This window comes from Pseudarthrobacter sp. S9 (assembly GCF_050156545.1).
Lineage (GTDB): Bacteria > Actinomycetota > Actinomycetes > Actinomycetales > Micrococcaceae > Arthrobacter.
The window spans coordinates 328810-355094 of the sequence record NZ_CP189577.1 but is presented as its reverse complement, the minus strand read 5'-3'; the positions used below and the strand labels follow the sequence as shown (position 1 = coordinate 355094).

At 65.0% G+C, this 26285-nt stretch carries 26 protein-coding genes; 8 read left to right on the top strand and 18 right to left on the bottom strand.

Features of this window, described 5'->3' with window-relative positions; genetic code table 11:
• Positions 1 to 45: 45 nt before the first annotated feature.
• The 4 genes from ACQCSY_RS23760 to ACQCSY_RS23745 form a co-directional block, all read right to left on the bottom strand.
• Positions 46 to 999: an alpha/beta hydrolase gene (locus ACQCSY_RS23760; RefSeq protein ID WP_427136289.1), complete on the bottom strand. Its 954-nt coding sequence runs from the start codon at positions 997 to 999 to the stop codon at positions 46 to 48.
• Positions 996 to 2483, bottom strand: coding sequence for a flavin-containing monooxygenase (locus ACQCSY_RS23755; RefSeq protein WP_427136287.1), 1488 nt, complete (start codon positions 2481 to 2483; stop codon positions 996 to 998). The genes ACQCSY_RS23760 and ACQCSY_RS23755 overlap by 4 nt, the downstream gene beginning before the upstream one ends.
• Positions 2484 to 2515: 32 nt before the next feature.
• Positions 2516 to 3670: an alcohol dehydrogenase catalytic domain-containing protein gene (locus ACQCSY_RS23750; RefSeq protein ID WP_427136285.1), complete on the bottom strand. Its 1155-nt coding sequence runs from the start codon at positions 3668 to 3670 to the stop codon at positions 2516 to 2518.
• Between the two features lie 132 nt (positions 3671 to 3802).
• Entirely contained in the window at positions 3803 to 5245 is a 1443-nt protein-coding gene (locus ACQCSY_RS23745; RefSeq protein ID WP_427136283.1) for a PucR family transcriptional regulator, read from the bottom strand.
• Positions 5246 to 5370: 125 nt separating this feature from the next.
• Between ACQCSY_RS23745 and ACQCSY_RS23740 the strand changes: the two genes are divergently transcribed.
• Genes ACQCSY_RS23740 through ACQCSY_RS23725 form a run of 4 tightly spaced genes read left to right on the top strand, consistent with a single transcriptional unit; the run spans position 5371 to position 9441 of the window.
• Positions 5371 to 6738, top strand: a complete 1368-nt coding sequence (locus tag ACQCSY_RS23740) for an aminotransferase class III-fold pyridoxal phosphate-dependent enzyme (RefSeq protein WP_427136281.1) — start codon at positions 5371 to 5373, stop codon at positions 6736 to 6738.
• Between the two features lie 34 nt (positions 6739 to 6772).
• On the top strand, positions 6773 to 7957 hold the full coding sequence (locus ACQCSY_RS23735; protein ID WP_427136279.1) for a CaiB/BaiF CoA transferase family protein: 1185 nt from the start codon (positions 6773 to 6775) through the stop codon (positions 7955 to 7957).
• Between the two features lie 51 nt (positions 7958 to 8008).
• Positions 8009 to 9211 carry an acyl-CoA dehydrogenase family protein gene (locus tag ACQCSY_RS23730; protein WP_427136278.1) on the top strand — a complete coding sequence of 401 codons (1203 nt, stop codon included), beginning with the start codon at positions 8009 to 8011 and terminating at the stop codon, positions 9209 to 9211.
• On the top strand, positions 9208 to 9441 hold the full coding sequence (locus ACQCSY_RS23725) for a hypothetical protein (protein ID WP_427136277.1): 234 nt from the start codon (positions 9208 to 9210) through the stop codon (positions 9439 to 9441). The genes ACQCSY_RS23730 and ACQCSY_RS23725 overlap by 4 nt, the downstream gene beginning before the upstream one ends.
• Positions 9442 to 9922: 481 nt before the next feature.
• Here the strand turns inward: ACQCSY_RS23725 and ACQCSY_RS23720 are convergent, their stop codons facing one another.
• Positions 9923 to 10879 carry an IS1595 family transposase gene (locus ACQCSY_RS23720; protein ID WP_427132201.1) on the bottom strand — a complete coding sequence of 319 codons (957 nt, stop codon included), beginning with the start codon at positions 10877 to 10879 and terminating at the stop codon, positions 9923 to 9925.
• A 1115-nt stretch (positions 10880 to 11994) separates the two neighbouring features.
• On the opposite strand from ACQCSY_RS23720, the gene ACQCSY_RS23715 reads away from it, so the two are divergent.
• Both ACQCSY_RS23715 and ACQCSY_RS23710 read left to right on the top strand, forming a co-directional pair.
• Complete coding sequence (locus tag ACQCSY_RS23715; RefSeq protein ID WP_427136275.1) at positions 11995 to 13422, top strand: amino acid permease; 1428 nt, start codon at positions 11995 to 11997, stop codon at positions 13420 to 13422.
• A 536-nt stretch (positions 13423 to 13958) separates the two neighbouring features.
• Positions 13959 to 14537, top strand: a complete 579-nt coding sequence (locus ACQCSY_RS23710; RefSeq protein ID WP_160669421.1) for a recombinase family protein — start codon at positions 13959 to 13961, stop codon at positions 14535 to 14537.
• Between the two features lie 441 nt (positions 14538 to 14978).
• On the opposite strand, the gene ACQCSY_RS23705 is transcribed toward ACQCSY_RS23710, so the two are convergent.
• From ACQCSY_RS23705 to ACQCSY_RS23690, 4 genes are all read right to left on the bottom strand, one after another.
• A complete protein-coding gene (locus ACQCSY_RS23705) occupies positions 14979 to 15431 on the bottom strand; it encodes a heavy metal-responsive transcriptional regulator (RefSeq protein WP_427136273.1) in 453 nt (150 codons plus the stop codon).
• Between the two features lie 312 nt (positions 15432 to 15743).
• Positions 15744 to 15962 (bottom strand): hypothetical protein, encoded by a 219-nt coding sequence (locus tag ACQCSY_RS23700; protein WP_427136271.1) that lies wholly within the window; start codon positions 15960 to 15962, stop codon positions 15744 to 15746.
• A 94-nt stretch (positions 15963 to 16056) separates the two neighbouring features.
• Positions 16057 to 16590 (bottom strand): DUF2269 domain-containing protein, encoded by a 534-nt coding sequence (locus ACQCSY_RS23695; protein WP_427136269.1) that lies wholly within the window; start codon positions 16588 to 16590, stop codon positions 16057 to 16059.
• 5 nt (positions 16591 to 16595) lie between these two features.
• On the bottom strand, positions 16596 to 16781 hold the full coding sequence (locus ACQCSY_RS23690; RefSeq protein WP_211881625.1) for a hypothetical protein: 186 nt from the start codon (positions 16779 to 16781) through the stop codon (positions 16596 to 16598).
• Positions 16782 to 16861: 80 nt separating this feature from the next.
• Between ACQCSY_RS23690 and ACQCSY_RS23685 the strand changes: the two genes are divergently transcribed.
• Positions 16862 to 17569, top strand: a complete 708-nt coding sequence (locus ACQCSY_RS23685) for a TetR/AcrR family transcriptional regulator (protein ID WP_427136266.1) — start codon at positions 16862 to 16864, stop codon at positions 17567 to 17569.
• Positions 17505 to 17870 (top strand): DUF2470 domain-containing protein, encoded by a 366-nt coding sequence (locus ACQCSY_RS23680; RefSeq protein ID WP_427136264.1) that lies wholly within the window; start codon positions 17505 to 17507, stop codon positions 17868 to 17870. Before ACQCSY_RS23685 ends, ACQCSY_RS23680 begins: the two co-directional genes overlap by 65 nt.
• A 402-nt stretch (positions 17871 to 18272) precedes the next feature.
• Here the strand turns inward: ACQCSY_RS23680 and ACQCSY_RS23675 are convergent, their stop codons facing one another.
• The 9 genes from ACQCSY_RS23675 to ACQCSY_RS23635 all read right to left on the bottom strand — a co-directional run bounded on the left by ACQCSY_RS23675 (position 18273) and on the right by ACQCSY_RS23635 (position 26246).
• Entirely contained in the window at positions 18273 to 19436 is a 1164-nt protein-coding gene (locus ACQCSY_RS23675) for a permease (RefSeq protein WP_427136262.1), read from the bottom strand.
• A 108-nt stretch (positions 19437 to 19544) separates the two neighbouring features.
• A complete protein-coding gene (locus ACQCSY_RS23670) occupies positions 19545 to 20453 on the bottom strand; it encodes a cytochrome c oxidase assembly protein (RefSeq protein WP_427136260.1) in 909 nt (302 codons plus the stop codon).
• 2 nt (positions 20454 to 20455) lie between these two features.
• Positions 20456 to 20713: a hypothetical protein gene (locus tag ACQCSY_RS23665; protein ID WP_427136258.1), complete on the bottom strand. Its 258-nt coding sequence runs from the start codon at positions 20711 to 20713 to the stop codon at positions 20456 to 20458.
• Between the two features lie 22 nt (positions 20714 to 20735).
• Positions 20736 to 21371, bottom strand: a complete 636-nt coding sequence (locus ACQCSY_RS23660) for a DUF3105 domain-containing protein (RefSeq protein ID WP_427136256.1) — start codon at positions 21369 to 21371, stop codon at positions 20736 to 20738.
• The gene (gene lgt, locus ACQCSY_RS23655) at positions 21368 to 22276 is read right to left on the bottom strand and encodes a prolipoprotein diacylglyceryl transferase (protein ID WP_427136254.1); all 909 of its coding nucleotides are present in this window, start codon (positions 22274 to 22276) and stop codon (positions 21368 to 21370) included. The genes ACQCSY_RS23660 and lgt overlap by 4 nt, the downstream gene beginning before the upstream one ends.
• A 12-nt stretch (positions 22277 to 22288) precedes the next feature.
• Positions 22289 to 23884: a multicopper oxidase family protein gene (locus ACQCSY_RS23650; protein ID WP_427136252.1), complete on the bottom strand. Its 1596-nt coding sequence runs from the start codon at positions 23882 to 23884 to the stop codon at positions 22289 to 22291.
• 40 nt (positions 23885 to 23924) lie between these two features.
• Entirely contained in the window at positions 23925 to 24674 is a 750-nt protein-coding gene (locus ACQCSY_RS23645; protein ID WP_427136250.1) for a cytochrome c biogenesis CcdA family protein, read from the bottom strand.
• A 4-nt stretch (positions 24675 to 24678) separates the two neighbouring features.
• A complete protein-coding gene (locus tag ACQCSY_RS23640) occupies positions 24679 to 25371 on the bottom strand; it encodes a F510_1955 family glycosylhydrolase (protein WP_427136248.1) in 693 nt (230 codons plus the stop codon).
• Between the two features lie 275 nt (positions 25372 to 25646).
• The gene (locus ACQCSY_RS23635) at positions 25647 to 26246 is read right to left on the bottom strand and encodes a DUF305 domain-containing protein (RefSeq protein ID WP_427136246.1); all 600 of its coding nucleotides are present in this window, start codon (positions 26244 to 26246) and stop codon (positions 25647 to 25649) included.
• Positions 26247 to 26285: the final 39 nt, after the last annotated feature.

The following is a 26285-nucleotide window of genomic DNA, read 5'->3' as shown; positions in this document are numbered from 1 at the left end:
GCTGGCCCCGCCGGTCCTGGGCAGGGAGTATGCCCCCCACCTCAGTCAGGCTGTGCGGTCCCTGATGAAGCCGGCGATGTCGTCGACTGTTTGTTCGCCGCGCTGGATTCGCCCGGCGGACGTGAGCAGTCCGTGGGCGTACCCGGAGAGGTGCTGGTACCGGACCTCGGTTCCGGCCTGGGCCAGCGCTGCGGCGTAGTTTGCCCCCTCGTCAACCAGCGGGTCGTTGTCCACTGTGATGACGTAGGCCGGTGGAAGCCCGGCAGGGAGCTCCGCCAGGGCGGGGCTGATGTCCGGCCGCGTCCGGTCGGTTCCCTGGGGCAGATAGTGGTCCGCGAACCAGGCGATGGTGTCCGCAACTAAGGGGAAGCCATGAGTGACCCGGTTATACGACGGAGCAGACATCGTCAGGTTGACCATCGGGTAGATGAGGACCTGCGCCGCGATCGGCCTCGGATGAGCGCTTTTCGCGTTTTCGATTGCCAGGACCGCGGCCAGCTGCCCGCCTGCACTGTCGCCGACCAGGACGGCCTTGGTTATCTCCAGGCCGTGAACCGGCCCTGCGGTGAACAGCCAGTTCAGCGCAGCCCTGCTGTCGTCAATTGCCGCGGGGTATAGGTGCTCCGGGGCGAGCCGGTAGTCCACCGCCACGACCGGCAGGCCCGTGAGAGCAGCCAGACGCCGGCACAGCCCGTCATGGGTGGAGAGACTTCCCATGACCCATCCGCCGCCGTGGAGGAACAGCACGACGGCGGTGGGCCCACGCTGGGCCCGCGGCTCATACACCCGTACCCCAAATTCCTGCACCCCGACGTCGGACACCGAGGAAAGCGAATCGCCGTCGAGACCGTTTGCGGCACAGCCGCGCTCGTACATCTCACGCACCTCGTCCACGGGGTAGGTGTGGAACGGGCGTCCACCGGAGGCCCGGAACCTCTCCAGAACGGCTGTTGCGTCCTCGGCTACGGGCCTTCCGCTGAACAGATCCTGGCTGGTCACTTGCCCGAACCGGCCGCGGCCAGCTGGAGGTAGTCCTCGAGCTGGAGGTCCTGTGTGTGGGTCCGGTATTCGTTGACGGTCCCGGACCAGTTGTTGATGACGCGGCCCTCCTCGTTCTTGTACCAGGAGGAGCACTCGGAAGAGAAGGCGGACTTATCGAGCTCTTGCTGAACGTGGGTGTTGAAATCGTCAAGCACGCCGCGGTCAACTTCCAGTACCCTCGTCTCGTCGGCCGCGATGTACTCAACAGCCTGCGCGATGTAGCGGTGCTGGGCTTCGAGCATGGACACCACGGAGTTGTGGTTCAGGTTGGTGTTCGGCCCGTAGACCATGAAGAGGTTGGGGAAGCTGTCGACGGTGATGCCGAGGTATGCCTCGGGGGCGTTGCCCCACCTCTCGTCCAGGCGGAGTCCGTCGCGTCCTGCAACGCGCATAGAGCCCTGGAAGGCGTGGCTCTTGAACCCGGTGGCGTAAACGATCACATCGAATTCGTGCTCGACGCCGTCTGCCGTCCGGATGCCACGGGGCGTATATTCGGTGATCTTCTCGGTCACGAGGTCCACGTTGTCGCGGGTCAGTGTGGGGTAAAAATCATCGCTGCGGAGGATGCGCTTGCAGCCGAAGTCGTAGTCGGGTGTGAGCTTGGCTCGCAGGGCAGGGTCCGCCACCTGGCTTTCGAGGTGCTGGCGGGCCTGCTGGACACCTTCCTCGGACGCTGCACTGTGGCGGCGGGTACGTTCGAATCCGGCTTCACGGAGCTCATGGATTTCTTGGCGCTTCGTCAGGTAAAGCTCCGGGTCCGCCAGGAACGCGGCGGTCTCTTCTGCCGTAAAGACGTACTGGTCGCGGGGGAGGATGTAGTTGGCGGAACGCTGGAACACCGTGAGGTTCGAGGCGATCTTGGCTACCTCGGGCACATACTGGACGGCGGTCGCCGCGGAGCCGATGGAGGCGACGCGCTTACCGGTCAGATCCAGGTCGTGGCGCCAGGAGGAGGAGTGGAACACCTCTCCTTCGAAGGACCCAATGCCCGGGATGTCCGGGATGTTTGGCACATTCAATTGGCCCCAGGCTGCCACGACGGAACGGGCCAGGAACTGGGAGCCGTCTGCGGTATGCACGGTCCAGAGACGGCGGTCCTGGTCCCATTCGGTTGCTGTGATGTTCTGGCCGAAGCGGATGTGTTTGCCCAGGCCGAATTCCTCCACCATGGACCGCAGGTAACCCTGCAGTTCTTCCTGGCCGGCGAACAGCCGGGAAACTTTCAGGTTGAGGAAATAGCTGTAGCAGTACACGAGCGCCTGGGTGTCACAGGCGGCGCCCGGGTACGTGTTCTCGCGCCACACACCTCCGACGTCGTCGCCGCGCTCAAGGATCAGGAAGTCCTCGACGCCTTCCTGCACGAACTGGGCTCCCTGGCCCAGGCCTCCGAAGCCGGCGCCGATGACGATGGAGCTGTAAATGTGGTCGTTGGTGATTGACATGGTGTTCTCTCCTCAGGGGAATGTCTGGTGTGTCAGTAAAAGGTGATGATTTGGCGCAGCGCGTGGCCGCCGTCGAGAGTGTCCATGGCCCGGTTGATTTCCTCGAGCGGGATGGTGTCCGAAACAAGGCCGTCAACGGCCAGTTGCCCGGAGCGCCACAGCTCTTCGTAAATCGGGATGTCGTGCTCCGGAACGGCTGAGCCGAGGTAGCTGCCGACGATGGTCCGTGCCTCAGCCGTCAGTGCGAGCGGGTCGATGGAGACGGGCTGTCCAGGGGCCGGCAGCCCTACCGTCACGGTGATACCGCCGGACTTTGTCAGGGCGATGGCAGCTTCCAGTGCGCGGGGGTGTCCGGCGGCTTCAATGACGGCGTCGAACTTCTCACCGCATTCCAGCGCTGCCGCGGAGGTCATGGCGTCACTCGCGCCGAGACTCATGGCGGCTTCCAGCTTGGCCGGCAGCGTGTCAATGCCGACCACGTATTCGACTCCGGCGGCCTTGGCGGTGATGAGCGCGGCCATGCCGACACCGCCGAGCCCGACAATGGCCACCCGGGCGGAAGGCCCGGGCTTGGCGACGTTGAGAATGGCTCCGCCGCCGGTGAGCAGAGCACAGCCCAGCAGCGCAGCGACGTGCGCCGGAACGTCCGAGCCAACGGGCACAACGGAACGGCGGGAGACCACGGCGTACGTGGCGAATGCGGAGACTCCAAGGTGGTGGTGCACGGGCTCTCCGTCTCTGGAGAGTCTCCGGCTGCCACCGAGCAGCGTGCCTTCCGCATTGGAGGCGCTGCCCTGCGCGCACGGGGTCTTGCCGTTCGAGTGGCATCCGGCGCACTCTCCACACCGGGGGAGGAAGGTCATCACGACTCGCTGACCCAGTGAAATGTCAGTGACACCCTCACCCAGTTCCTCCACGATTCCGGCGGCCTCGTGACCGAGCAGCATCGGAACCGGCCGCGGCCGGTTCCCGTTCACCACGGAAAGGTCCGAATGGCACACCCCGGCGGCCTCGATGCGGACAAGGATTTCGCCCTGGCCGGGACCTTCCAGCTCAAGTTCGGCCACACGGATCGGAAGCGTGTCCTGGTAGGGCCGGTCCGCCCCGATGACTTCAAGCACGGCCCCGCGGATGGTCCTCGTGCGGCCGGCTGTCTTCGTGGTTGGCTTTGTGTCTTCGATCGTCACGATCGTCCTCTCAGTGATGCAGTGGAGCTGTGCATTGAGAGTAGGCAACCTGACAACGCCAGTCACCGTGCAGAACGTCGTGACTTGGCATTCTCTTTGTACGATTCGTCAAAAGGCGTGACGGTAGGGCCTTTATTCTTTGTGGGGGGCCTGGGTGCGGCCTCTGAGGGCCAGCCAGAGTTGGGCTGCTACGTCGGGGTCGCCCAGGTCCACTCCCAAGAGCTCCTTGGCCTGGGCAATCCGGTACCGCACCGAGTTCCGGTGCACGCCGATTTCGCGCCCGGCGGCCTCCCATTGCCCGCGGTGGGCCAGATATGCGCGGACAGTCTCGAGAAGGTGGCCCGGGTGCGCCATGAGCGTGTCCACCCATTCGTCGGCCGGCAGATCGAGTCCGTGTCCCACGCGTATGAGCTGTCCGGGAGGGGCGGAGTCCGCAATCTCGGCGACTTGGGCCCGGAGCTCGTGCAGGCGCCGCAGCGGCATCGGGCCGCCCCACGCGCCGCGGGCACCCTTGGGCAGCTTCGGGGAGGGGCTGGACGCTGCCTGAAGCACGAACATAACACCTGAACGTTCGAGCACGAGTCCGTCCGGTTGAGGCTGGGTTGCCAACTCTTCAAGGTCCGGAAGCACCACGACGAATGCTGTCTCGGGCAGCGGATCGGAGTCCATTTGCGTGGCAAGGAGGCGCGCGGCATCATCATGTCCCTCCAGGACGAGCGCTGCGAGCATCCCCTCGGCGCGGCGCCGTTCAGCCGCCGCGCGGCGTTGTCCCGCCGCCCTGGCGGCAAGGAGCGTGGACGCGGTCAGGAACAGGTGGCGCTCCGCAGCACCAAGTTGCCCGCTTCGGCCCAGGGCAAGGTAGCCGGCCCCCGCCGGACCGTCGGATACCGGATAGAGGGAAGCCGTACCGGATGCGAGTTGAATATTGCCCGTCGCCCCTCGGCGGGCGGTCCGCAGCCTGGCAGATTCGCGCGCCAGTTCCGCCAGCAGCCCGGCCGGCAGTTCATCACCGCTGGCAGCCGCCGACGACGGAGTCCCGTCACCTTCCGGCAGGTAGGCAACCCAGGTGCTGAGGGCACGGGAGAGCTCACGGACGATTTCGGGCTCTGCGTCCTCTTCCGCGGCGGCGCGGGTCAGTGCCACCTGAAGGCCCAGCAGGGCAGTCAGTTCGGCCTCGCCGCCTTGCCTGACAAGCTCCCAGTAGGCCCGCGATACGGCCAGGAAAGGGGACTCCCGGGGAACGGTCAAAAGGGGAAGGCCCGATTCCACGCAGGCCGCCCGCAACTCGTCGGGCACCATGGCGTGGCCTGAGCCCAGGCCCAAACCCAGAGCCGCCACGCCGCCCTCGACGAGCCGTCGCACGTAATTTCGCGCTGCCTCCGCCCGTGCATCACCGCTCAGGCCGCCGAGCTGCAGTCCCACGGTCAGAAGCAGTTCGCCTCCATAAAGGAACACGGTCGGATCCTCAAGCTCGGACACATGAACGCCCGTCAGCTCAACGCGGGGGAGCGGGACCGGCCAGTAGGGCACCAAGTCAGGCTTTGCAGCCTCGACAAGCCGAGCGAGGGTGATCATGGCTAAATCATAGGGTACAAACCTTTGTACAATCCGGCTCCTGTGCACTTTCAATAGGATGAATTATCTAAAGACAGCAGGCTCCGCCGTCCTTATCGTGGGATCCAAACACACGAGGAGGACCCATGACCGCCACACCAGAACTCGCCCCCAGCTGCGTCACTGACCCGGCCAGCGTCACAGTAACAGCCCGCCGCCTGCTCACGGAGCTCCCGGGCCCGCGCTCCCGCGAGCTGGAAGCCGAACGCCGGAAGCACGTCACCGACGCATTCGGCATCACCATGCCAGTGTTCATCGACCATGCGCTGAATGCGCTGCTCGTGGACGTTGATGGCAACCACCTGATCGACTTCGCCTCGGGAATCGCGGTGACCAGCGTCGGCGCGGCGAACCCGAAGGTGGCCAAGCGCGCCGCCGCCCAGCTCGATCGTTTCACGCACACCTGCTTCATGGTCACCGAGTATGCGTCCTTCGTCGAGGTGTGCCGGTGGCTCAACGAACACACCCCCGGCGACTTCGAGAAGCGGACCGCGCTGTTCACCACCGGTGCCGAGGCTGTGGAAAACGCGGTCAAGGTCGCACGGGCCGCAACCCGGCGCCCGAACATCCTCGTCTTCGACGAGGCCTACCACGGACGCACTCAGCTCACGATGGCGATGACGGCAAAGGAGAACCCGTACCGGCTCAACTTCGGACCTTTCCCGGGTTCCGTATTCCGCGGTCCGACGGCGCCCGCGCACACCTCACCCGACGGACCCGGGGATGCCCTCGGGCGGGTCGAGGCCCTCCTTGCACAGAACGGACCGGAGACTTTCGCAGCGATGGTCATCGAGCCGATCCAGGGCGAGGGTGGTTTCATCGTCCAGGCTCCAGGATTCCTCATGGGGCTGCGCGAGATCGCAACGCGCCACGGCATCGTCCTGGTCATCGACGAGATCCAGTCCGGCATGGGCCGCACCGGAAAGCTATTCGCGTCTGAGCACGAAGGCATCGCCGGGGACATCACGTTGACCGCGAAGGCGCTCGGCGCCGGCCTGCCGCTCTCGGCCGCAACCGGGCGGGCGGAGCTCATGAACGCCGTGCACACCGGCGGTCTCGGCGGAACCTACGCCGGTAACCCGGTCGCCTGCGAGGCCGCTCTGGCGGTATTCGAAATTCTCGAAGAGGGCACCCTCCTGGAAAATGCCGCCCGCATCGAAGCCGCCGTTCGGCGCCGCTTGGAGCCTCTGGTGGCTCTGGTGGCTCTGGACGGTGTAGCCGACGTGCGCGGCCGGGGCGCCATGATGGCAATCGAGTTCCGCGACAGCTCAGGACCCCGGGGGGACCTTGCCAGCGCAGCCGCCAAGGCAGCAAACGCCCACGGTGTCCTCACCCTCACCTGCGGTACAAACGGAAATGTGATCCGCCTGCTGCCCCCGCTTGGGATCGAGGCCGACGTCCTCGACGAGGGCCTGGCCGTGCTGGAGGCATCTATTCGCTCGGTGCTCTCATGAGTGTTCCGGGAACGCGGCCCGTTCGGGGTCAGTCATGAGGCCGGGAGCGGAGTCCGGGGCGCCGCTGGAGGGGATTCTTGTCGCGGACTTTTCCCGCGTGCTCGCCGGGCCGCTTGCGACGATGACCCTGGCTGATCTTGGCGCCCGCGTCATTAAAGTCGAACGGCCCGGAACGGGGGACGACACCCGCCAGTGGGCTCCGCCTTCCTCTAAGACGGGGGCCACCTACTTCGAGAGCGTCAACCGGAACAAGGAATCCATCACTCTGGACCTGAGCGACCCTGAGGACCTGGGGCTTGCCCGGGAGCTCGCTCGCCGCGCGGACGTTCTGGTGGAGAACTTCAAGCCAGGCGGGCTCGCCGGACTCGGGCTCGGGTATGAGTCGCTCGCCGTGGAAAACCCGGGACTGGTGTACGCATCGATCTCAGGCTTCGGCTCTGCCGGCGGCCGGGATCTTCCCGGGTACGACTTCATTGTCCAGGCGCTCGGCGGGCTCATGAGCATTACCGGTGACCCGGAGGGCGACCCCTACAAGGCGGGGGTCGCGCTGGTCGATGTCCTGACAGCGAAGGATGCCACGATCGGCATCCTGGCAGCCCTTTCCGAGCGTGCCTCCACAGGACGGGGCCGTCGGATCGAGGTCAACCTTCTGTCAAGTTTGCAGGGCGCACTCGCCAATCAGGGGCAGGCGTATCTGGGGGCAGGTGTCGTGCCCAAGCGGAGGGGCAACGATCACCCCTCCATCGTCCCCTACCAGCTGCTGGCCACAGCCGACGCCCCCCTGGCCGTAGCCGTGGGCAACGACGCGCAGTTTGCGCGGCTTTGTAAGGCCATCGGGGCGCCGGAGCTTGCCGTGGACCCGCGCTTCGTGACCAACTCGGCGCGGGTCAGGCACCGCCGCGACCTGGTCCCGCTGCTTGAGTCCGGTCTGGCAGGGGCAGGGGCGGAGGCGTGGCAGGACACCCTGGTCGCCGTGGGGGTACCCTCCGGGCGTGTATCCAGCATCGGAGAGGGCATTGCCTACGCGGAGTCCCTGGGTCTGGCGCCCACCATCGAAATTCACGACGTCGGCGGCTCAGTCATCGGACGACAAATCCGCCACCCGATTACCTGGACACCGCCGCTGCCGCCGCGGACCCACGCACCACCGGCACTTGGGGAGCACACCGAGGACGTCGTGGACTGGCTGCGGCACCCGCAAAATGAGACTTTAACCTAAACCCACCACCCCCCCATTCCCCAGCCGTTCAGGCCCTGGAAGGACCGCCCCATGAGTCTTGCCCACAGTTCAGCCGACCGCGAGGCGGCCGCTGCCGTGGACCCCTCGGACCTGATCTCATTCGACTCCCTCCTCAGCACTGAGGAGCTTGCCCTGCGCGACCGGGTCCGGACGTTCGTACGGGAGGAAATCAAGCCGAACATCGCCAAGTGGTATGAGGAGGCCAGGTTCCCGATCGAAATCGTGCCGAAACTTGCCAAACTCGGCCTGCTCGGCATGCATCTTAAGGGCTACGGCTGCGCCGGCGGAACCGCCGTCGAGTACGGCCTCGCCGCCGCCGAACTTGAGGCCGGCGACTCCGGCATCCGCACCCTCGTGTCGGTCCAAGGTTCCCTGGCCATGTCCGCCATCGCCAAGCACGGCTCCGACGAGCAAAAACAGGAGTGGCTCCCGCGAATGGCGGCAGGGGAGGCAATCGGATGCTTTGGCCTCACCGAGCCCACCGCCGGGTCAGACCCGTCAGCCATGACCACATTCGCCAGCCGTGACGGCGCTGACTGGGTCCTGAACGGCGCCAAGCGTTGGATCGGACTCGCCAACGTCGCCCAGGTGGCCGTGATTTGGGCCCAGACGGACGAGGGCGTGCGGGGCTTCGTCGTGCCCACTGGCACTCCCGGCTTCACAGCCACCCCGATCGAGCCGAAACTCTCGATGCGCGCCTCGGTCCAGTGCGAAATATCGCTGGAGAACGTGCGCCTCCCCGATGACGCGGTCCTGCCCAACGCCTCCGGCCTCAAGGGCCCGTTCTCGTGCCTGAACGAGGCGCGCTATGGCATTGCCTGGGGCACGATGGGCGCCGCACGCGACGCCTTCGAGGACGCTCTCGCCTACTCCAAGGAGCGCCTTCAGTTCGGCCGCCCGCTCGCCGGGTACCAGCTCACCCAGCAGAAGCTCGTGAACATGGCTCTGGAGATCAACAAAGGGTTTCTCCTGGCCCTGCACCTGGGACGGCTCAAAGACGCAGGAAAACTGCAGCCCCACCAGATCAGTGTGGGCAAGCTCAACAACTGCCGAGAGGCGATCGAAATCTGCCGCGAGGCCCGCACGATCCTTGGCGGCAACGGGATCACCCTCGCATACTCACCGCTGCGCCACGCCAACAACCTCGAATCGGTGCGAACCTACGAAGGCACTGACGAAGTCCACACTCTCATCCTTGGCCAGAAGCTGACGGGCGTGGGAGCCTTTCGGTGAGTGCCGCGGTCGGTGCCCCGGCCACGTCGCGCACCGGTCCTGTTCCCCAGGCGGCGACGTGGCAGAACCACGCGGGCGAGACCGTGGAGATCGTCAAAAGCGGACACATAGTTCGCCGAGGCATCGTCGAGGAAGAAATGCCCGACGGCTCGGGTTTATGGCTGGCCGCAGATGCGGCTGACCGCCGAGAGAACTTCCACAAAAGTCTTGGATTCGAGCTTTGGGTTTAGCCCAGAGCGAAGACAGACAACCGACTCTCCTGACGGCGATGAAGTGCTCAGTTCTCGAAGACAGGCGGGAGGGGCTGCCGCCGATGCGAAGGCGGATGAAATGCGGTCGCGTGCTCAGCGGAAGTGCGTACCCGCATTGGGCTATGGCGGCTGCAGCGTACCACTTGCCTCGGCAGATGTCGCCGGCGGCATTTTGCGCAGCTTGCCCCACCTGTGGACCTTTACGCCCTCATCTCCGAACGCGCCTGGAAACGCTGGCCGGGGCGTGAATCGATGATCTAGTTAGCGGCGCCGGCATCAGACGGTGGAACCGGCGAACAGGGTCCTGTTGAAGGAGAACCCGCGGACCGGTTCAGTCAAGAACCCGGGGACCAGGCGGAGTCTGACCTGTGGTTCCTCGAGGTGCGGATACCCGCCGGGGCCGGCAAGCCCAGGGTCCTGCCGGTGTTGTCCGCGCATTTCACGGTTAGTGTGTAGACGGTTAGCTCAGGTCGTGGTTTGGCCCCGGGCCCTGTTCTGCTATTTGGCGATAGGTGGTGGGTGCCTGCTGGGTGCCGAGGCCGAGCAGGGCCTGGAAGGCTGCCATGGGTGTGCCACGCCGGTTGTACCGAAAGGTGAACTCGTCCATGTACACCTGCAGGTGTTCGTTGCTCACTGAGCGGTGGGTTCCTCGGAGCCAGGACTTAAAGTTACTGATCGCGCGATGCACGCGGGGAAGGACCGGGTCGGCATCACCGGCCTTCTTGGCGGCCCGCTGGGAGCGCGGGCGGTAGTCGTAGTCCTCCTTCTTGGCCAACGGTGCGTATCCCATCCAGCCGTCCGTGTGCACTATGGCGCCCGGAGCGACGGTTTCGGCGACGAAACCACACAGCGTCTCGCCGGAGGCGTCGGGGATCACCTTCATCCGTACCCGTCCGGAGCCCATGCCGCGCACTTCCACCGCGACGACAACCAGTGCGGCTTTGGCTGCGAGGTTCCTGCCGCCGCGCCGACCGGTCTCACGGCCCCCTACTTGGCATTCGTCGACCTCGACATCACCTGTCAGCAGGGTTCGTTCGGGGTTCACCATGGCCCGGCGCAGCTTGTGCAACATGGTCCAGGCCGTCTGATATCTGGTGAGTCCGAGCTGACGCTGTAACTGCCTGGCGGAGATCCCCGGGGTTCCCGTCGTCATCAGGTAGGCCGCCCAGAACCACAGATGCAGGGCGGTGTGGGTCTTGTGCAGTACCGTGCCGGCGGTCAGCGACACCTGGTAGTGACACCCGGCGCATTCCCACAGTCCGCGCGCGGCCACAGGCCAGGCGATCCGCCCCTGACAGCGGGGGCAAACGTAGCCCTCAGGCCAGCGGCATTCAAACAGGTAGTCCAGACAAGCCTGCTCGTCGCCGAACCTCGCCTGGAAGTCCAGGATCGTCCGCGGAAAATCCGGTCTCGGCATTCACCCAGCCTACCTGAGCTAACCGTCTACCCACTTCACGGTTTATCATGACGCGGATGATTCCGTCGTCGATACTGGGCGCAGGGAAGCCCTTCATTCACTTGAGTTTTGAGCGCCGTACGCCGGCGTCGTCGTGAGGGTCGATTGGGTGCGCCCTTGATCGGCGTTGCCTTTACCGGGAATGGGGCTTGCCCACATTGGCTGGTGCACGCTAGTGAGTGCCTGCTGGCCACTGCGGGATTCCGGTGATAGGAGTCGCCGGTTGTTGTTGCTTTGTACCAGGGTTTTACGTTTCATGGCGTTACTGTCCTTCTGGGTGAGCGCGAGCGATGGGTCGAATGACGAGACGCCAGTGTCTTAGCGCTGCCGGCTTCGGTGGCGGGCTCTGAGCGAGGGATCGAGTTCATGGACGAGAACCCACCGCGTCTGTGTGCTCTCAAGGGAGGGCATGATTTCCCCCTGTTGCAGGTAGCGGAATGGCTCTGGGCCGTCGTCGGGCCGCCACCAGCCGCTGGTGGGCGCATGGTGACCGGTTGTGGCGGTGACGGTCGACCTTTGGGGACGGTTTGTCTGGAGTTGCATGGGAGCCTCTTCTTTCAGTCCTACGGCCCAAGTTGCAGACCGCCGAAGTAGTTTCTGGGTGGAGGAACAGGCCGTCCATTGAGGGTATGCAGCCCTGTGACACCCGTCACCGTCCAGAACGTCAAGACTTGGGTGTTTGTTTGTACCACTCGACAATCTTGAAAAATGGGCACGGTCCCTAGCGTTCCTGCAGGCGCCAGCGACGAGGCGATGGGTCAGCGCAAGGCGGCCTTCCTCGGAAAGCAAATACCTGAGGACCACCGCAGGGCATGCCGCCGCGAGATTTTCACCCGGCACCGTCCATCATGAGCACCCCTACTGGACCGCGGGGAGACAGTGGCGGCACGCGGCTGACCGGGGGAGGCTCCGTTGGGATCACAGCGGATTCATCCACTGACTGTTCATTGTGCGTTGTGTTCAACGGATGCAAGGGGGTCAGTGCTAATCATCCATAGTCTTAGGGAGTGGCGGCCCTCACACTGGGCAGGAATCGTGTTCGGCATCACACCCCCAACTTAGGAATAACGATACGTATGCAAGATCCCGCGACCCTCGCTGCACCACCACCAACCGCCACCGGCAAGTCCCAGAAGGAGGGCACAAAATCGTCCGTTCACGCAATCCTCCGTCCGCGGCACCTGACCATGATCGCGCTGGGCGGCATCATCGGTGCGAGTCTTTTCGTGGGCTCCGGCACCGTGATTCGTTCCGTGGGCCCTGCCGCGCTGATTTCGTACGCGATCGGCGGAGCGCTCGTCATCCTCGTCATGCGTATGCTCGGCGAGATGTCCGCCAACCGTCCGGTCGTCGGCTCGTTTATGGAGTACGCCCGTGATGGACTTGGCGAGTGGGCCGGATTCACGATCGGTTGGCTCTATTGGTACTTCTGGGTCGGGGTCGTCGCCTTCGAGGCGGTCATCGTGGGACGGATCCTGCACGAATGGATTCCCATGGTTCCGGACTGGAGCTTTGCGCTGGCCGGCATCCTCCTGCTAACGATGACGAACCTCATGTCTTTGCGCTCGTTCGGAGAGACTGAGTTCTGGCTCGCGTCGATCAAGGTCTCGGCCATCATCGTGTTCCTCATCTTCGGCACGCTCTACGTCCTGGGTTTGCTGCCGAACTCGACCGGGTCTGTCGCCAACCTGACAGCGCACGGCTTCATGCCGCACGGCTGGACAGCGGTCCTCAACGGCGTCGCCGTCGTCGTCTTCAGCTATTTCGGCACCGAGATCGTCACGATGGCCGCGGCAGAATCAGAGCAGCCGGCCAAGGCCGTCGCCAAGGCCACGAACACCATCGTGTGGCGCATCGTATTCTTCTACATCGGCTCGGTCGCGATCCTGCTCATGGTGGTTCCCTGGGACGAACTTCCCTCCCAGACGAGCCCCTTCGCGTTCGCGTTCGGTCGCTTCGGCCTCCCGGCGGCCGACCAGGTGATGAACGCCGTCGTGCTCACCGCTGCACTGTCTGTGCTCAATTCGGGCCTGTACTCCGGATCACGGATGCTCTTCGCCCTCTCCAAGCACGGCTATGCGCCCCCCTGGGTCGAAGACCGCAACCGGTCCGGCGTGCCGTGGAAGGCAATCCTGCTCTCGACCGTGGTCGGCTACGTCGCGATCGCTGCCAACTACGTGGCACCGAAGGTAATTTTCGACTTCATCATGAACTCCGCTGGACTCGTGGCGATGTTCGTGTACGCATTCGTAGCTCTGACTCAGTGGCGGCTGCGAAACCGCATGAGCCCGGCTGAGCGGGATGGGCTCAAGCTCAAGATGTGGCTGCACCCGTGGCTGAACATCTCCGTACTTGCCGCCGTGGCTCTCATCGTGGTCCTCATGGCCCTTGATCCCGCCAACGCCCCCCAGGTCTGGCTGAGCCTCAGCGCGCTTGCGGTGCTGCTGGTTATTTTCCCCTTCGTGCGACGGCGGTTGTCGAACCGCACGTCGATCGGCCAGTAGGCTGACCCACTAGCAAGCACCGAACGGCCCGGTCGATTCCACGCCAGGAATCGACCGGGCCGTTTTGTTTTAAGGGGTGCCCAGGGCGCTCACGAGGTCTTGGATTGTGGACTGGGTAGCGTCGATTGGACGCAAATGGCCGCCATGATGGGTCCCATAGCGGCCACTTGTGGCAAATGGGCGCCACGAGATATCCCCATAGCGTCGATTCGACGCAAAGGGCCATCACGAGGGGTCTCATAGCGGTCATCTGCGACGAATGGGCGAACGCCGGGCGCTGTCAATTCAAGCCCATCGATTGCTCCGCAACGGCTCGTGTGAGGACTCAAAACCGCGGCCCGGGCGTCTCGCTAAAGGATCCCTTGCTGAGACGGATGGAAGCCGCGCTGGGCCAAGTTTGACCTTGGGGCCCATTTAGCGGCTTTCTGCGATCGATGGGCGACGTTGATCGGTGTTGCTTTGTCCTAACAACGTGTCTCACTTTGATATTCTCAGGATCAGAGATTTTTGTCCTTTGATAAGACTGGGGGAGTGCGATGGCGCGTCTTGGTTATGCGCGGGTCAGCTTGGCGGATCAGAACACCGATCTGCAGCGTCGCGAACTCGACGCGGCCGGGTGCGACCGCATCTATACAGACCATGGGGTGAGTGGGACCAGGATAAATCGTCCGGAGCTGGACCGGCTGTTGGACCGCCTCGGCCGCGGTGATGAGGTCGTGGTGTGGAAGCTGGACCGGCTCGGGCGCAACACCCGCCACGTGCTGGAGCTGCTCGATGACTTCAAGTCCCGCGGCATCAAGTTCCGCTCGTTGCGGGACGGCATCGCCACTGACCCTGACAGTGAAGTCGGGGGAGCGATCGCCCAGGCCATGGTCACCATCATTTCCGCTTTTGCCCAGCTTGAACGAGACCAGCTCTCCGAACGCACCACGGCCGGCATGGCCGCAGCAGCTGCCGCCGGCCGAAAGGCAGGACGTCGGGAGGTCACCGCTGACCATGAAAACGTACAGCGCGCGCATGAGCTGAAAGCGCGGGGGCTCAAGCCGGCCGACATCGGAAAAATCATCGGGGCCAGCCGCGCCACCGTGTACCGGTACCTGAGCATGGGATCCTGAAGGCGAACGAGGTATCGGTCTCGAAAGTTGCCTCTGTGACCGTCTTTATGGCGCGGATTGCGTGACAACATCCGGGACAGTCGGATTACGGTTCAAAACGCATGCGATGCAAGACAACTCAAAGCCCGGGCGAGCGACATCAAGCGTGGTGGAGCTGTGGGGAATGGCCTACGCGGCATGCTCATCCGGGGTTCTGTATTCTCGGAACTCGATTCAGGCCCCCAGATCGACTGGCTCTGGTTGAGAACTATTTCTGAGAAGCACAGTTCAGGCGTCGATCCGGTGCAGCGGGCATTTCCACCGCCGCCCTCGTCTCGCCGAAGCGAACGGCACGAGAAGTGATTCTCGATTCGAAGCCTTCTCGGAATCCTTCGTTTGCGAGAGGGCTTCCCGTACGAATCCGCGGACTTCAAGGGCGGCTGCAACGCTCATCGGCAGGTCTCAGGCGTTGTTCAGTTGCCGGCCGTGCGTCTGAATGTTTTCCATGCGGCGGTGTCCGGCGTTAACGATCGGGCATCCGTCGTTTGCTTCGCCGGGGGGAGGCTCGGAGTCGCGTGTGGTTAGCAGGGCGGATCTCAGTACGGTCAGGTGGGCGATGGTGTCGTCTATGTCCTGGAGGCGTTGGGTGAGCATGCTGCGGACGGTTGCGCAGGGCGGCGTTCCTGTTTCTTCCTGCATGGCGAGGATGCTCGCTATGTCGTCCAAGGCGAGTCCGAGGGAGCGGGCCCGGCGGATGAATGCCATGGTGTCAATATCGTCGGGGGTGTACAGACGGTATCCGCCTGGGCTGCGCGGCGGGGTCCTGATCAGCCCGCGTCGCTCGTAGAGCCGGATCGCTTTGGGCGTGAGGCCGGTGTCTTTGGCGGCCTGGCCGATCGTGAGCAGGGTTCCCATTTTTCCTCCTTGAATTGACGTTACCCCCAGGTCAAGGTTTTAGCGTGGGATGTACGAGGAGGTGGAAGAAAATGGCTCTACAACTAGGTGAGGTTTACCGTTGTCCGGATGCGTCGTGCGCATGTGAGATTACGGTGACGAAGGGTGCGGCGGAAGGCCACGGCGGGGACAAGAACCCAACGTGCTGCTGCGGGCACAGCATGGAGAAGATCAGCTGAGCGGACAAACGGCAAACGGGTGGCCTGCTGGTACTGGATCTGACGGGATCCGGTTTGGGCGTGGCCGGTGTTGTCGCCGCTGAAATCGTGCCGGTCAAAAGCACGAGGCCGGATTCTCACCGCGCTCGAGGTCGTCTGGCAACTCGGAGGCCTGGCCTCCCTTGGGATCGGCGGCTTTCTCACTGATCGGGAGGATGGTCTTCCCGTTGTCTATGCCTCCCGGCGCTGTACTGCTGACCGCGGCGGCCGCCATCGGCTGGACCTCGCTGCAAGCCGCAGACAAGGACCATAGCGCCACCAGGAACCCTGACATTTGACGCTTTCCTCGTCCCACAACAGCAGGCGGAGCGAGCGGGACTCCCGGCAGGGGTCTTGGCGTTGTCCTGCGGCGGTAGCTGGATCTCATGCTATGGCGAGGACTGCTGTTGTTGGCGTGGTGTGTAGTGCTGCTGTTTACGCAGCCCGTAACGGGTCCGGCCGCGGGGCTTGTAGATCGAAAGGGCGGTGATGACCAGCAGGACCGCCAGTCCGGCTCCTGCCGCGATCACGAGTTGGCCCCTGGCCGCGCCCATGTCTGTGGAGTGCAGGGCCCCGTTTGCCGCTGCGTGGGCGAGGAGTCCGATCAATTGGGTGTGCACCATCAGGACCGCGGTCGCGAAGACCGTGAGCAGGAATTTGATCGTGACCCAGTAGTGGCGGAACAGACCCCACTCCGTGCCCAGGGATTGGATCAGCCCGGTGAGCAGTGAAGCGAAGGCTAACGGGACGATGGCAAACCAGCCGGTCAGGTTCATGGCCACGTATGCTGCGGGCGCCGTCTCGGGGTCCTGGCTGATGAGTCCAGCAAGGGCGAGCACGAGGAAACCGATGACAGCGCCGACCCACCCGACGGAGAATACGACATGCGCGGTGAGCATGAACGTGCGCAGGGCCGGTGTCATGGTCCTCAATGGTGGCCCATCCCGCCGCCGGCGAGATGGATGGCCACAAACAGGACTACGAGGATCAGGGCCGCAATCCCGAACGTCTTGACCCACCGCGGGCGGGCCGGCATATCACCCGTCCTCCTGACGTGCCGTTCCGGCTCGGGGGCCGCCAGCGGGCGGGGGAGTTCGTCGGGATCCTGGTTCATGGCCCCAGTTTATGAGACACAGTGTCCGTGTCAAGCCGGTGTGTCTTGGAAATGGGCGGTGGGGCGAATACAGTGGTCGTGTGCCCAAGCTGTGGAATGAGACGATCCGGACGCACCGCCATGCCGTGATCGAAACCATCCTGGACACCACCTGGAGACTGGTCGCCGAGCAGGGGCTGCGGGCGATCACCATGTCCCAGATCGCCCAGGAGACAGGCATCGCGCGCGCGACCCTGTACCGGTACTTCCCGGACGTCGAGGCCATTCTGCTTGCCTGGCATGAACGTCACATCGCGATCCACCTCGAAGAGCTCACCGCGCTCCGGCATCGGGGCGGTGATCCCTGGCAGCGGCTGGAAAGGGTGCTGGAGGCCTATGCGTTCATCTCCCGGCGCCGTGCAGGCGAACTCGGTGCGCTCCTGCACCGTGGAGAGAAGGTAGCCCAGGCACACCAGGAACTCACGGATCTGGTCCGGGACCTGCTGGCCGAGGCGGCACGGGCCGGGTCGGTCCGCAATGACATCGACCCTGCAGAGCTGGCCGGATACTGCCTGCACGCCCTGGGCGCGGCCGCTTCGGTTCCTTCGGACGAGGGCGTCCACCGGCTAGTCACCCTCACGCTAGCCGGCCTGACCGGTCCGGCGGGCACGGCGCCCGGCCAGGACTTTGAACGACACCCCGAACGACACGCCCAGCGCCACGAAGTGGAACCGGAGGCCCGCCATGAACAGGGACATCAGCACGGACTTCACGGCCGGAGCGGCCAACATCCTCAGGCATCTCAATAGCCGGCACCCGGATACCGTGTTGTTCCTGGCCCGGTACTCCGCAGGGATCGCTGATGCGCTGGCCGCTGAACTGGTCAGCGCAGACCGCGAAGGCATCGACATGTCCGTGAAGCGCGCGCTGGGGTCCTCTACGGGTCGCCTCCAGTTCGGGCAGCCGATCACCGCCGCGGCCGAACTGCGCCCCCAGCTCCGGGGCCTCCTTATCGCCGCCCGCGCCGCCGCGCCGCAGGAACACCTCACCTCCCTTGAAGAGGAAATGAGCACTTCAAGGGCCAACCACCATGACCCGGGCTCCCGATGATGGTCAGTGCCCTGGCTGGCAGGAAAGCCGCCATCGTGCAGGGCGGCCTTCGTCAGCCGACCTTGGGGAGTTGCGTAATACGGAACGCCGCATGAGGCACCGGGCGTGCGAGGTCAGGGCCTGATGGGAAGACACCGGGGAGACGCCCTCCGCATTGTCATGGTCGCAGCGGTGGTCGTCGTGGCGGCGGTGCTCGCCTTTGTGTTGACCCGGCCGCACAGCGACCGCATCGTGGACTGTGCACCGGGATACCACAATATTTCAGGTCCTTCCAGCGACTGTATCCCGGACCAACCGCCCGCTGCATCCCCCGCGCCGGCGTGAGGCAACCGTTCTCAGCTGTCCCCGACCGCGGCCGGACGGTATCAGCACACCCGCGTGTCTGAGAGCGCGGAGCGATGCTCAGCCGTGGTGGTGGTCGCGGTTGTCGGGGCTTCCTCCCATCATGTTGAGCATCCCGGTCCCGCCGCTGCGCACGAACCGGGCCACGAGGAACGCGGCAAGGGCCAGGAAACCGATGTTCAGATAGGTGGTGTAGTTCCAGGAGATGCTTGATTCCAGGACGGTGGCGTTGCGCTGGGTCGGGACGAGCCCGGTGATCGTGAACAGGCCTTCGACGGCGTATCCGGCGGCGACCATGGCGAGGTAGAAGGTCCCGGTGATCCGCAGCGCGGCCCTGGTGCCGTAGTACTTGCGGTAGATCAGGATGACGGGGATCACGATCAGGTCAGCGAAGATGAAGCTGGCGACCCCGCCGAAGCTGATCCCGCCGTTCCAGAGCACCGCGGCCAGGGGTACGTTGCCGATCGAGCAGACGAAGCTGAGCATCGCGATGACCGGGCCGATGATCGGGCCCCACAGGGCGGCCAGGAGCGGGTCGCCCTCGAAGAAGAAGGCCCGGAGCCAGTCCTTGGGAATCCACGCGGCAAAGGCGCCGGCGATCAGCAGGCCCCCGGCGATGTCCCGCCAGACCGAGGCCCAGTCCATCACGAAGTAATTCGCAACGGCGTCCAGGCCCTTGCCTGAGAAGAGCCGCTGGAACAAGGTACCTCCGCCCGGGACGGACATGTCCATCGCTGCGTGGCCCTCCATGGACCCGGCAATACCTTTCTCGGCCTGCTCTCGGGCGGCGCCAACGATTTCGCCGCGCATCCATAGCCGGAAGCCCAGTGCGACGAGGACGATCATGATCGGGCCGCCGATGAATTCGGCCAGGGTGAACTGCCAGCCCATCAGCAGCGCCAGGATGATGCCCAGTTCGATAACCAGGTTCGTTGAGGCAATTTCAAAAGCCATGCTCGACGCGAAACTCGCCCCTTTGCGGAACAGGGACCGGGCCAGGGCCACCGCGGCATAGGAGCAGGATGAGGAGGCCGCGCCCAGGCCGGTGGCGGCGGCCAGCGCCCTGGGCGAGTCGCTGGAGAGCAGCCGGGTGACCTGTTCCTTCCGGACGACCGCCTGCACAATCCCGGAGAGGGCAAACCCCAGGATCAGCGGCCAGAGGATCTCCCAGGTCATGGACCCGGCCATGGCCAGCGCCTGGCCGATTTCATTGATGACATTCATCTCCAACTCCTTTCTCCGGGCCCGGATGGGCCAAGGCTACTCGCGGCTGCACCGGTTCGGCAGGGACCGACGCAGCGGCGCCGCGGAAACGCGGGGCTGGCGGGGGGCTTACGCAGCGCCGGTCTCGCCGGGTGTGCGAGGGCCGTTCAGGTGTTCTTGGTTCAGTGCTTCCATCTGTGCGTCGGTGAGGTTGTCGAAGGAGCTCGCTTCGTTCCGGTCGCTGCGGGCGAACCGGAGGAACATCAGGATGAGCAGCGGCACGTCGACGATTTCGGCCAGGAACCACAGGAGGTCCCCGGCGAGCTGCTGGTCACGGAGCGGGCCCGGCAGCCACGCCGCATGCCCGGTGAGCCCTTGGGTTGCCCCGTCCAGGATCTGGGGGCTGATCCGCATCATGATCCCTGGCACGGCGTCGGCGACGAGTTCAATGAACACGTAGATGAATTCGACGATGATCAGCGAGCTGACGGCCTTGGAGGACGCCTCTTCGATGATGGGCACGACCATCAGCATCCCGGTCAGCGGCACGAGTACGGTCAGGGCCATGTCCCACAGCGGTTCGGTCCGCAGGGGGTGGAACAGCGGTGTCAGGAACACGGTGAAGATTCCCAGGCCCAGCAGTGCGGCGACGACCGTATTGCTCAGCGCCCGCATCACCGGGTGCCCCAGGAAGGCGTGGAGCCGTGCCAGACCGGCAGGTCCGAGGGTCTCGCGGGCAAGGGTCAGGGGTTTACCCGCGGTGACGAGGAGCGGGACGATGAACAGGTATGAGGTGATTTTCAGGGTGAAGACCCAGCGCAGGTCGTGGCTGTAGACCCCGGTGAACCCGAAGCTGAGAGCGGCGAAGCCGCCCAGTCCCAGGACGTAGAACGTCAGTGTCCGCCACCACGGCCACCGGATCCCGCGGCGTCCGGCCGCCCGGAGACCGCGGCCATAGAGCACCGCGGCGGGGACCAGGAGGGCCAGGGCCGGCCAGTTCAGGGTCCAGGAGGTCAGGACAACATTCAGAGGGGGCATGTTCAGCGCTTCTTCATCTCGGTGCGGCCGGCGAGAACAGCGCCGATGAGGATCAGCAGGGCACCTGTGGGGTAGTCGATGAAAATGTCCTCGGTGAGGCTGGGCCCCTGCCCGGTAGCGGCCAGGTGGGCGATCCAGTGGCTGATGGCGACGAGAGCCCCGGCGGCCATGAGGGCCTGCCCCGTCCGGAGGAGCCGCCGGTGCAGACGGTATCGTGATTCGGCGTCGGCCGCTTGTTTTGGCTTGCGGTACTTTTTCATGGTTTTCCTTGGCGGGGTCAGTTCAGCCGTTGGTTCCGCCGGTGCAGGCGGCGCCGGGTTCGGGTGCTTTCGGGGATTGGGCGTAGGCGCCGATGAAGGCGGCGATACGGGGGTCACCGGCGTCCTGCACGCTCAGTTGAACTCCCCAGGCGGTGGCGGTGACCGGTCCGGCCTGGTCATTGTCGGGGCTGAGCAGGAGGTAGGGCTTGTTCTTGGCGAGGTCGGTGAGCTTGGTGATCTCTGCCGGCGGCAGGTCCGGTTTGTAGGTCAGCCAGACGGCGCCGTGTTCAAGGGAGTGGACCGCGCGTTGTTCGTTGACCGGTCCGGTGTAGACACCGCAGTTGGTCCAGACCGGCGCGTGGTCGCCTCCCACGCCAGGTTCCTGGGGATATTTGACGGCGTCCTGAACGTGGTTGCGGGAGAGCCCGGTGTACGTCTGGACCCCGTCGATCGGTCTTTTCGCCGCTTCGGCGGCTGCGTTCTTCTCCTGGATCGAGGTGGTGACGGTGAGGGCCACGGCGGTGAGGATGGCCGCCAGGATGAGCCCGAGACCGCCGTAGACCAGGAGTTTCCATCTGCGCTGCTTGGCTTTCTGCTGGGCGCGGACGGCAGCCAGGACAGCCTCGTGCCCGGCGCGACGCTTTCCGGCGTTGGTCATGTGTTGGTCCTTTCGATGGGCGCGGCGGGGCCGTGGCGCGGATCGGGGGCGGGGGTGCCGATTTCTGAGCGCGACCGCGACCGGAGGGTCTGGAAGAGGGCAATGCCTGCCAGGAAGAGCAGGCCCGAGACCCAGGTGTTCACGCGCAGGCCCAGAATGGTGTTGGCGGGGTCGGAGCGCATCAGTTCAAAGACGAAACGGCCGGCGGTGTAGACGACGATGTACAGGGCGAAGACCGAGCCGGCACCGAGTCGGTAGCGGCGGTCCAGGAACATCAGCAGCGACGCGGCGGCAAGGACCCAGAGGGATTCGTAGAGGAACGTGGGCTGGAAGTAGCCGAGAACTTCCGGTGTGCCGTCGGAGCCGGTCAGGGCCTGGCCGGTGGCCTGGTTCATGGCATGGATCTGGAGTTTCCAGGGCAGGTCCGTGGGTTCGCCGTAGAGTTCGTTGTTGAACCAGTTGCCCCACCGCCCCAGGCCCTGGGCCAGGAGCAGCCCCGGGGCGGCTGCGTCCGCGAACGCCGCGAAGGGGACTCCGGCACGGCGGGCCCCGATCCCGGCGCCGACCAGTCCGAGGGCCACGGCTCCCCAGATCCCGAGCCCGCCGTCCCAGATCCGCAGCGCACCCCAGGGGTCTTTGCCCGGGCCGAAGTAGAGCTGGTTGTCGGTGATGACGTGGTAGAGCCGGCCGCCGACGATGCCGAAGGGCACAGCCCAGGTCACGATGTCCAACGTCTGGGCGGTGGTGCCGCCCCGGGCACGGAGCCGCCGTGCAGTCAGCCACACGCCGACTCCGATGCCGGCCAGGATGCACAGGGCGTAGAAGCGGATGGTCAGCGGCCCGAGCTGGAAGGCGCTCACGGTCGGGGATGGGAAGAACAGTTCTGTCACGACAGGGGTGTTCATGGTCGGGGTCCCTTATTTGATGTAGGAGAAGACGCCTACCATGCCGCGTTCGGCATGGTAGGCGTTGTGGCAGTGGGTGAGCCACTGGCCGGGGTTGTCGGCGTCGAAGATCACCGTGACGGTTTGTTTGGGACGGACGATCACGGTGTCCTTGCGTGCCCCGCCGGCACCGACTTGGAGGGTGTGCCCGTGGACGTGCATGGGGTGCCACATGTCGGTGTCGTTGATGAATCGCACTTCGACGCGTTCGCCGGCTTTGATCTCGAACGCGTTCTCGAACGGCTTGTTCATGTCAAAGCGGTTGCCGTTGATGCCCCAGTCGTACTTCATCATGCCGCCGGTGAGGTGCAGCTCATGGGTGCGGTCCGGAGTTTTGGCGGGGAGGACAGCGTCGGGGTCGGCTTTGAGCTGTCCACCGTCGACGACGGTTCCGTCCAGGGTGTCCGGCAGGACTGCCGGGAGGGGTTGTTTGCCGGCGCCGGTGCTGATGAAGCCGAGTCCCTGGCCGGTTTTGCCTTCGGGTAGTGCCATTACCGGGGTGAATCCGTCCCTGACGGTGAGGAGGGCGTCGATGCGTTCGCCCATGCCGAGCACGACGGCGTCGACGACCTGATGGACGACGGGGAACCCGTCGGTGTGGGTGATGGTCAGTTTCTGGCCGGGGACACCGACGCGGTAGGCCGTGTCCCCGGCGGCGTTAATGACCCGCAACCGGATCACTTGCCCCGCTGTGGCGGACAGGGTGTCCGCTTCGTCCGGGGCTTTTGAGTTGAACAGGTGGTAGGGGTAGCTGACGTCCCCGGCGTCGCCGCCGAGGAAATCGCTGCGGGAGCCCATCAGCATGTGTTTCATTCCCATCCCGGTCATTCCGCCGGCACCGGAGGGGGAGGGAGGGGATCCCATGGACCCGGACATAGAGCCGTGGTCCATGCCGGGCATGGATGTCCCGGACATGGACATGCCGCCGGAAAGCTCCTTCAGCACGTCATCGGGGGTGCCGGTGATGCCGTCCATCCAGTCATCCAGGACGATGACCCAATCCTTGTCGTATTGGAGTTTTTCGGTCGGGTCCTCGATGATCAGTGCCCCATAGAGGGCGCGTTCGCGCTGCATCTCCACGTGGGAGTGATACCAGTACGTGCCGGGGCGGGCGAGACGGAAACCGTAGGTGAACCCGGCGCCCGCGCCAACCGGGCCCTGGGTGAGGTGCGGGACGCCGTCCTGGTCATTGCGCAACGCGAGGCCGTGCCAGTGAATGCTGGTCGGATCACGGAGCTGGTTGTCCAGTGTTACCTCGAGCCGGTCCCCGGCCGTGGCCCGGAGCTGCGGGGCGATGAAGCCGCCGTTGTAGCCCCACGTCGTGACGGGCTTCCCGGCGACAGTTGTCTGGAAGGACGAGGCCGTGAGTTCTTGCCTGAGGGTTTTTCCGGTGAACGCCCGGCACGCTTCATAATCGGCGACGAGCGGATCAGTGGACAGGACCCGGTCCGGGAGGCCCGCCGGCACCGGCGTCTTGCTGCACGCCGCGAGGGCCGCCGCCGCGGCGCCGGCCACCGATAGGCCGATAAAGCGGCGCCGGACCAGATGGCCGTCTGTGGCGTTATTCATGTGAAGTCCTTCGGAGGCGGCCATGAGCGGGCCGCCCGTGTCAGATGGGGGTCAGGAAAGTTCCGGAGAGGTTCTGGAGCTGATAAATCCACTGCACCCAGAGTCCGGAGACCATGAGCACGCCCAGGATGATGAGCATGGCAGCGCCGGCGATGTTAACGATCCGGATGTGCCGGCGGACGAAGGCCAGGGCAGTACTGACCCAATTCAGGCCCAAGGCGGTCAAGGTGAAAGGGATGCCCAGGCCCAGGCAATAGGCGAAGGCCAGGAGCGCCCCTCGCCCTGCACTGGCGGTGGTGACGCTCAGGGACAGTACGGCGCTCAGGGTCGGACCCATGCAGGGCGTCCAACCCAGCCCGAAGACGACGCCCAGCACGGGCGCGCCAGCCAGCCCAGTCCTGCGGCCCAGAGTCAGCTTTCGGGTCCGCTGAAGCCAGGGGATGAATCCGAGCAGGACGGCGCCCATCAGGATCACCACAACACCGAGGCCGCGCATCAGGACATCCTGCCAGCGCAGCAGCCAGGACCCGATCGCACCGAACGCCGCCCCGTAGAGGGTAAACACGGCAGCGAAACCGAGCACAAAGAGACCGACCCCGGCCAGGACCCGGCGCCGGTTACGTGGCTGCGTCGGGTCGGTCAACCCCGACACATACCCGAGGTAGCCCGGCACCAGGGGCAGGATGCACGGCGAAAGGAACGACACCAGTCCCGCCGCCATGGCCAGTGGAATGGCGATGACCAGGGCGCCGGAGGTCACCGTGGAGGCAAAGAATCCGCCGATATCCATCGGCTCAGTCCGCGTCGGAGGGCCGGAACGTGGCGCCCCCGTCGGTGGACACCACCAGCCCGGTGGAAGTGGCGGCCCAGATCCATGGCTTTCCCTCCGCGCCTTCGGTCGCGGCGAGGGCCTGGACCACACCGGAGATTTTACCGGTCCGTTTCCAGGTGGTGCCGCCGTCTGCGGAAAAGTGCACGTTGCCGTCGGATGCGACGCCGACGGCTTCCTTCGCGGAGGCAAAGGCCGCGAACTGGATGATCGGGGAAGATTTCTCCAGCGCCCAGGTGGCGCCGCCGTCGGTCGAGCGCTGCACGCCCTCCCGGGTGGTGGCAAGGACGGTGTCGCTGTAGGGGTTCCCGGCCAGGACTGCCGGGATGAACCCTACGGCGATTGTTTTCCAGGTTATGCCGTCGGTGCTGGTGCGCAGCGTCCCGTCGAACGCCACGATCCCGGACTTGGTCGTCGTGAGCGCATGGAAGTCGGATTCGCCCTGCCGGGAGAGCTGTTCCCAGGTCTTCCCTCCGTCCCGGGTCTTGATCAAGCCCAGCGGGCCGGGCAGCGAAAAGTCCTGGCCCGGGTGGCCGGAAGCGTAGAACACGCCCTGGTCCATGGCGGCACTGAACCCCATGAGGTCGTTGGCCGGGCCGACTTTGACGGCCTGCTTTTTGGACACGTCATACAGGCCATCGTGGGTGGCCAGGAGCACCTGACCGGTTTCGCCGTTGACGCTCAGGCCGTGGATATGCGCACCGGGAATGCCGTTGCTGGCGCTTTGACGTGGGCCCGGGTCTGCCGGGACCAAGGCCGGAGCGCAGGCTGACAGGCCCAGGGCAACGCTGGCGACCGCCGCGATAACGGCGGCAATCCGCGGACGCAGGCTGGGGCGTGCGAGGGTGAAGAGGGGCATGGACGACTCCAGGTGTCGGGGAGGAAGGAACGGGTGCGGGCGGCACCGCCAGGGCCGGTGCCGCCCGCCAGGGACTACAAGGTGCCCAGCAGGTCCTTCATTTCCTGGATTTCCGCTTGCTGGGAGACCACGATGCTCTTGCTAAGAGCGACGGCGTCGGTGTTCTGCCCTCCGGCTTCCTCGGTCTTGGACATCATGATTGCCCCCTGGTGGTGGGCGATCATCTGGGTCAGGAACAGTTTGGCCGCGTCAGTGCCCTGCGCCGTCTGGAGTTTGCCCATGTCATCGGCGCCCATCATCCCGGACATGCCGTGGCCGGCAGACATTTGCGCGGACTCGTTCCAGCTCTTGAGCCAGCCGGTCATGGTGGTGATCTCCGGGCCTTGTTCGGCTTTGATCCGGGTGGCCAAGGCAGCCACCTTCGGGTCGATGCCCTGTTTAGTGAGCATCATGTCGCTCATCACCACGGCCTGGGTGTGGTGGGGGATCATTCCCTGGCTGAACATGGTGTCTGCCGCATTGTGGTCCCCGGGAGCCGGGGCGAAGCTCGAGGACATTCCGGAGCTGCCGTGGTTCATGCCGGACATGCCGCCCCCACTGGTATCGGCGGAGCATCCGGCCAGGGCAATGGTGGTGGCGAAGGCCGCGGCGGAGAGGGTCAGAATTTTTTTCATCAAAATCGGGGTCCTTCAAGACATCAATCCGGCGCTTGG